Genomic DNA, 7,194 nt, shown 5'->3' with positions numbered 1-7,194 from the left:
CTTCCCCAACACCCTCTCAGCAAGCGCTGTCGCCGCAGCAACACTCAACAGACGTAACCCAGCAACAAACGGCAAATAGTCCCACGTACCCTGACCAAGCACCAATGCCGTTAAAGGGCGGCTAACCGGTCGCCCTTCGACTCGCTCAGGACGAACGGTCAAACCTTAAATTGGCAAAATGCAACCAGGCACAGGGTTTGCTGATAGTAGCTTTCTCAAATTGGATATAGCCGCCGGTTCGCTTGAAATAGCCGGCGGCGACCGCGTTCACCCTTCAGGAGCAAAACATGCGCAATTCGTTATTGGCCGCCGCGAGCTTTACCGTGGCACTGACCACCGTCGGCTGTGGATCACTACATCAAAACCCGGTCAAACAAGCTGCCGAGGCCGCCGGCGTCGATACGCTCAAATCTATCGAGTTCAGCGGTACCGGCCGCTGGTATCAGTTCGGCCAGGCGCCGAATCCTGATCTACCGTGGCCGCAATTTGCCGTGAAAAGCTACACCGCGGACATTAACTACGAAACCGCCAGCGCCCGCGTGCAAATCAGCCGTTTGCAGGAGATAGAAGCTGGCCGCAACCGGCCGGTGCCGACCGAGCAAAAAGTCGATCAATATGTCAGCGGTAATGTGGCTTGGAACGTGGCGCCGCCAGCCGCCAATGCCAGCACTCCGACCATAACGCCGCAACCGGCGGCCAGCGAAGAACGCGCGGCGGAAATCTGGAGCACCCCGCAAGGCTTTTTACGCGCGGCGCAGAAGCATCAAGCCAAAGCGGAAACTCAGGGTGACCACACCGAGGTCAGTTTCACGGTTGGCGGCAAATACCGCTACGTCGGCACCTTGAACGCCCGGAACCAGTTGGTCAACGTCAAAACCTGGATCGACAATCCGGTGCTGGGCGATACGCTGGTCGAAACCCAATTCAGCGATTACAAGGAACTCGATGGCGGCCAATTCCCCAGCCACATCGTCCGCCTGGCCGGCGGCTTTCCGGTATTGGACATTAACGTCAACGGCGTCAAAGCCAATCCGCCGTTAGACTTGCCGATTCCGCCCGAAGCCGCCAAGAAACCCGCGGTCGTCGTCGCAGCCAGTAAATTGGCCGACGGCGTTTACTATCTGACCGGCGGCACGCATCATAGCGTCGCGATCGAGCAGAAAGACCACATCGTGCTGGTCGAGGCGCCGCTGAACGAAGAGCGCTCGCTGGCGCTGATCGAAAAGCTGAAAGAGATCATCCCCAATAAACCGATCAAATACCTGGTTAACACCCACGCCCACTTCGACCACGCCGGTGGCTTGCGGACTTTTGTCGATGCCGGCGCCACGATCGTCACCCACGAGCCCAACCAAAGCTACTATCAAAAGATCTGGAGCAATCCGCACGCGATCAACCCGGATCACTTGGCGATTTCGAAAAAAGCCGCCAAGTTCGAAAGCTTCTCCGGCAAGAAAGTGTTGAGCGACGGCAAACGCACTATCGAAATTCACGCCTTGGCGGATAACAGCCACAACGACGCTTTCGTCGCGGTTTACCTGCCCAAAGAAAAAATTCTGGTCGAGGCAGACGCCTATACGCCGCTGGCCGCCAACGCCCCGGCACCGAGTTCGCCGAATCCGTACTCGGTCAATTTGTATCAGAACATCCAGAAATTGAAACTCGACGTTAACCAAATCGCCGCATTGCATGGGCCGCGGGTGGTTACTTTGGCCGACTTGCGCGCCGCCATCGGCATCAGCAAAGCTTCCCGCTGACCCCTTCTGCAAGCGCATCGCCATTTGCCGATGCGCTTGCCTATGCCCCATTCCTTGCGGCCTGTTCTTCAAAACGGAACGAGATATTTCCTGATCCAAATTGGTTTATCTCGCCTGCCGTGGGGTGTAATTCCCTCTGTTTGACCGGCAAGCGGCTCAGTAGCCAAGCTGGCTGGCGAGAGCTTTTTAGGCCGAGTCTAAGCTGTTAGTCCTGCAACAACCGAACTTCAGATCCTGCTGCCATTTCAGCATTGCCGCACCGTCCCAACCGCAAATATGCGCCGAATTCAAGCCCAAACGAAAAGGCATACTTCCTGCTTTGAACAAGTTATGTTTCAAGCGACGATTTGAATTGCCAAATTTAAGGTTTGTTTGCCCAATGACTGATTTAAAGACCAAATCCGCGCTGACCCGCACCCGGCTACTAAAAGCCGCTAGCCGGATCTTTGCTCAAAACGGCTACCAAGAATCGACGATCGCCGAGATTTGCGAGCAGGCCAAAGCTAACATCGCCGCGGTTAATTACCACTTTGGCGACAAACAAACCCTGTATTTGGAAGCCTGGCGCTATGCTTTCAGCGAAGAGTTGAGCCGGTATCCCGCAGACGGCGGCGTGCCACGCCAGGCATCCCCCGAACAACGGTTGGCGGGGCGCATCCGCTCTATCATCCGCCGCATTGCCGCCGAGGATTCTTACTCTTTCGCGATCATTCACAAGGAAATAGCCCAGCCCACCCTTCTGCTGTCCGATATTTTGGAGAAAGAGATCAATCCCCAGCGCCAGGAAATGCTTGTCCTGTTACACGAATGTCTGGGCCACAACGCCAACGAACACCTGCTGCATTATTGCCATGCCAGCATAATGGGCCAATGTTTTCACGTCCTACGCCTAAAGCAACTGCAAATCGCCCAGCCAAACAGGACTCTGGTAATAGAGAGTCAATACCTGGAAGACTTTACCAACCACGTCATCGAATTTTCGCTGGCCGGTATTAGAGCCATACAAACTCAAATGCTGTCGCAACGCTATCGAGCTTGAATAACGCGAAACCGTTTTCTCAGTGCCCGCCCAGATTTTTGGCTGGTGCAGATCTTCAAGTGCAATCGGCGCAAGCTTTCTTAAACCATTCAGCGAGACCGTACCGCCGATGGCTACCGGGCTTGCTTTTTATCAGCCAAGTAAAGCCGCTCAAGGTCAAGCTCGCTGCGGACAAACTGTGTAGACAAAAACCGTCAAATCTATCCCAATACCGGTAGGTTAAAACTGCTGCCCATTTCGATAACGGATAGCAAGGCGTGTTTGCCAGACAATTCGCCCAGATCAAAAGACAGCTGGATAAATTCGAACAAATTCGCGAGTCTTAAACACCTTGGCGTCCGCTAAAACACCCTGTCCGCGCCCGCCAAGCCGTTTTCTTGATTTTCGAAATAGATATCGATTCTTGCCGTTTGTCGGGCTATCCGGCGTCCAGTAAGCTGTTGCCGACTTAAATAAAATCGGCAGTCAACACCTTACCAGCCAAACAGACATGACTTTTCCCGTTTCAAGACGCATCGAAAACCTGCTCCCTTCCGATATTCGCCTGATGACCAAGGCCTGCGAACGGGTCGGCGGCATTAACCTGGGCCAAGGCCTGGGCGATTTACCGGCGCCGGCATTGGTTCGCGACGCGGCGATTCAGGCCATTCAGGATGGCCAAAACACCTACACCGCCTCGGAGGGTATCCCGCCGTTGCGGCAAGCCATCGCCCGCAAGTTACAACGCGACAACGGTCTGGATGTCGATCCGGACAGCCAAATCGTCATCAGCGCCGGCACGACCGGCGCGTTTGCCGCCACGTTGACCGCCTTGTTCAATCCCGGCGACGGCATCTTGCTGCTCGAACCCTACTATGGCTATCACCTCAACACCATCCTGCTGCAAGGCTTGGAAGCGCAATTTCTAACGTTGGCAGCGCCTACCTTCAGTCTGGAGGAGAATGCATTGGCCGCCGCCATCAAACCCAATACCCGCGCCGTGGTGATCTGCACGCCGTCGAATCCCAGCGGCAAGCTGTTCAGCACCGAAGAATTGGCAATTGTCGAGCGCGTCGCCCGCCAGCACAATCTGCTGGTCATTTCCGACGAGATTTACGAATACATTACTTACGACGGCCGCCAACATATTTCGCCGGCCAGCATCGCCGGACTGGCCGAGCGCACGGTCAGCATCATGGGCTTCTCCAAGACGTTCAGCATCACCGGCTGGCGTTTGGGTTACGCGGTGGCCAAACCCGAATTGGCAAAAGCCATCAATCTGGTCAACGACCTGCTCTACGTTTGCGCGCCGTCGCCGCTGCAACATGGCGTCGCCGCCGGCTTGAGCGCGCCGCCGGAATACTTCGAAAAACTGCGCAGCCAATACCAGCGCAAGCGCGACATCATCTGCGACGGTTTGGCCGCCGCCGGCCTGACGCCGCTGGTGCCGCAAGGCGCCTATTATGTGCTGGCCGACATTTCGCATTTTGCTTACCCGGATGCCAAGACCGCCGCACTGGCTTTATTGGAGCAAACCGGCGTTGCCGGCGTGCCGGGCTCGTCGTTTTACCAAGGCTCGGAAGGCGAAGGCTTGATCCGATTCTGCTTCGCCAAGGACGACGAAACCTTGTACGACGCCGTTCAACGCCTATCGGTTTTTCGGCGCTGATGCGGGTAAACCGCAACTTGCAACAAGTCAAGGCCGACGGCGCTGTATCACCAGCAGCAAGCTGCACCAATACCAACAGCAGGCCAACAAGCCCTGAACCCACAGCAGCAATTCGCCATAGCCGGTGTCGGCAAAAGCCCATTTCGATAGCAATCTGAGATTGGCATGTAATTTGATTTCCTAAACCGAATATCGCCCAGCGGCAACGCATTCGGCGCAATGCATTTAGCTGCCGCCATTCAGCGTTGGCGCTGCCATTCGCGCACCTGGCGCCAAGCCGTTACTAGCAACCAATAACCAACACATGTCCAAACCAGGCGTTACCCAGATCATCAGCACCCGAATTCCGACCCAGTACGGCGAATTTCGGCTGTGTTATTACAACAACACCGTCGACCGCAAAGAACACCTGGCTTTTGTGACCGGCCAAGTCTCCGGAGCCGAGGACGTTTTAGTCCGCATCCATTCCGAATGCTTCACCGGCGACGTACTCGGCTCGCGACGCTGCGACTGCGGCGAGCAGCTGGACCGCTCACTGCAATTACTGGCCCGGCAAGGCCAAGGCGTATTGGTTTATCTGCGCCAGGAAGGCCGGGGCATTGGGTTGTTGGAGAAACTGCGGGCCTATAACCTGCAAGACCAGGGTTACGACACGGTGGACGCCAACCTGCTATTGGGGCACGGCGCCGACGAACGCGATTATTCGCTGGCCGCGCGGATTCTGGAAGATCTGGGCGTCCAGTCGGTACGTTTGCTAACCAACAATCCGGCCAAGATCGACGCCCTGCGCCGAGAAGGCATCCGCGTTAGCGACCGTCAACCGCTGGAGGTAACGGCCAACGCCGACAACCACGCTTATCTACAAACCAAAATGCAGCGGATGGAGCATCTGTTGCAACTGCCGCCCATCGCAACCATCACGCCTGCCCGGCCGATCCATGAGCTTGAACCGACAGATTGAACAATGGCTGACCGGCCAGCAACGGCTGCATGCGTCGGGCAACCGGCCGTTCGTGACCTTGAGCTATGCGCAAAGCTGGGACGGCAGTATCACCACCCGTTCCGGCGAAACCCTGGGTTTAAGCGGCGCCGAATCCCTGCGCCTGACTCACCAGTTGCGCAGCCTGCACGACGGTATTTTGGTTGGCGTCGGCACGGTATTGACCGACGATCCGCAATTGACGGTCCGGGAATGGCCCGGCAAAAATCCGCAGCCCATCGTACTGGACAGCCGGTTACGCACGCCGCCGTCGGCGCGCCTGTGCCAACGCGCCGACAAACGCTGCTGGCTGCTAACCCGGGCCACAGCGGAAGCGGAGTTTGCCGGCCAAGCCGACATCATCCAGCTACCCGGCGACCGCCACGGCCGCGTCGATTTGCCCGCCGCATTGCAGTACTTGCGGCGTAAGGGCATCAAAAACTTGATGGTGGAAGGCGGCGCCGAAGTGATTACCGCATTTTTCAAAGCCCGCCTCGCCGATGCGCTGATATTGACCATCGCCCCAACCCTGGTCGGCGGCTTGAAGGGCGTCGGCCATCTGGAACAGACATGCACCAGCGAACTACCGCAAATCCGGCCCATGCATTCGCAACGCCTGGGCGACGATCTGATCTTGTGGGGCAGCCTGCATTATCGCGAAAAAGCCATCGCGTGTTAGCCGATCAGCTTTGGTTCACCGCGCCGCACCGGGTCGAGCTGCGTCGGCAACTGTTGCCCGAACCACGAGGCAAGAAGTTGCTGGTCAAAACTCAATATTCGGCGATCAGCGCCGGCAGCGAATTACTGGCCTACCGTGGCCAATTGCCCGGCGACATCAGCCTGGACGCCAATCTGGCCGCGCTCCGGCAAACAACCGCCTATCCCCTGCCCTACGGCTACGCCTGCGTCGGCCGGGTGGCACAATTAGGGGAAAACGTCGATGCCGCTTGGCTGGGAAAACAGGTGTTTTCGTTTCAACCGCATGCCAGCCATTTTATTGCCACCCCCGAGCAATTGCTGCCGGTGCCCGACGACATCCCGGCCGAGGCTGCGGTGTTTTTGGCTAATGCCGAGACGGCGGTCAACTTGGCTCACGACGGCGCGCCGTTGCTGGGTGAACGGATCGTTGTACTGGGACAAGGTATCGTCGGCCTGTTGCTGACCGGTCTTCTGGCAGCCGTGCCGCTTGCACAGTTGCATGCCGCGGATACCATTGCCCGGCGTCGCGAGCTGGCGCTGGCCTTGGGCGCCAGCAGGGCTTTCGATCCGAATTGCAATACCGAACTGGCGACGATTCAGCAAGACTTGCGGCTGCCGGTCGATCTGGCCGCGCCGGCATTGAGCGGCGCCGATGTATTGTTCGAACTCAGCGGCCGGCCGGAAGCGTTGAACCTTGCCATCGATCTGTGCGGCTATGGCGGACGCATCGTCATCGGCAGTTGGTACGGCAGCAAATCGGCGCCTATCGCCTTGGGTGGCGCTGCCCATCGCAACCGCATCCGGTTCATCACTAGCCAGGTCAGCACAATTGCCCCGGCCTTGAGCGGGCGCTGGGACAAAGCCCGCCGCTTCGAAACCGCTTGGCAAACCATCCGCCGCTTGCAGCCGCAGCAGTGGATAACCCATCGCTTTGACTTGCCCGCGGCCAGCGAGCTTTACCGCTTGCTGGATCAAGCCCCCGAGTCGGTGGTGCAGGCGGTATTTGTTTACTAATAACCCGGCCCTGAAATACCGTTCGTCCTGAGCTGGTCGAAGGGCGTTCCACCTTGGG

6 protein-coding genes are annotated in these 7,194 nt (G+C 57.6%); all 6 read left to right on the top strand.

Features of this window, described 5'->3' with window-relative positions; genetic code table 11:
* Positions 1–287: 287 nt before the first annotated feature.
* The 6 genes from NP603_RS19985 to NP603_RS19960 all read left to right on the top strand — a co-directional run bounded on the left by NP603_RS19985 (position 288) and on the right by NP603_RS19960 (position 7,136).
* The gene (locus tag NP603_RS19985; protein ID WP_256612621.1) at positions 288–1,757 is read left to right on the top strand and encodes an MBL fold metallo-hydrolase; all 1,470 of its coding nucleotides are present in this window, start codon (positions 288–290) and stop codon (positions 1,755–1,757) included.
* 379 nt (positions 1,758–2,136) lie between these two features.
* Positions 2,137–2,796: a TetR/AcrR family transcriptional regulator gene (locus tag NP603_RS19980; protein WP_256612620.1), complete on the top strand. Its 660-nt coding sequence runs from the start codon at positions 2,137–2,139 to the stop codon at positions 2,794–2,796.
* A 490-nt stretch (positions 2,797–3,286) separates the two neighbouring features.
* Entirely contained in the window at positions 3,287–4,444 is a 1,158-nt protein-coding gene (locus NP603_RS19975) for a pyridoxal phosphate-dependent aminotransferase (RefSeq protein ID WP_256612619.1), read from the top strand.
* A 304-nt stretch (positions 4,445–4,748) separates the two neighbouring features.
* Complete coding sequence (ribA, locus tag NP603_RS19970) at positions 4,749–5,405, top strand: GTP cyclohydrolase II (RefSeq protein ID WP_256612618.1); 657 nt, start codon at positions 4,749–4,751, stop codon at positions 5,403–5,405.
* Positions 5,383–6,102, top strand: a complete 720-nt coding sequence (locus NP603_RS19965; protein ID WP_256612617.1) for a RibD family protein — start codon at positions 5,383–5,385, stop codon at positions 6,100–6,102. The genes ribA and NP603_RS19965 overlap by 23 nt, the downstream gene beginning before the upstream one ends.
* A complete protein-coding gene (locus tag NP603_RS19960) occupies positions 6,096–7,136 on the top strand; it encodes a zinc-dependent alcohol dehydrogenase (protein WP_256612616.1) in 1,041 nt (346 codons plus the stop codon). Before NP603_RS19965 ends, NP603_RS19960 begins: the two co-directional genes overlap by 7 nt.
* Positions 7,137–7,194: the final 58 nt, after the last annotated feature.

Source organism: Methylomonas aurea, from assembly GCF_024505045.1.
Classification (GTDB): Bacteria; Pseudomonadota; Gammaproteobacteria; order Methylococcales; family Methylomonadaceae; genus Methylomonas; species Methylomonas aurea.
This window is presented reverse-complemented; position numbering and strand designations above follow the sequence as displayed.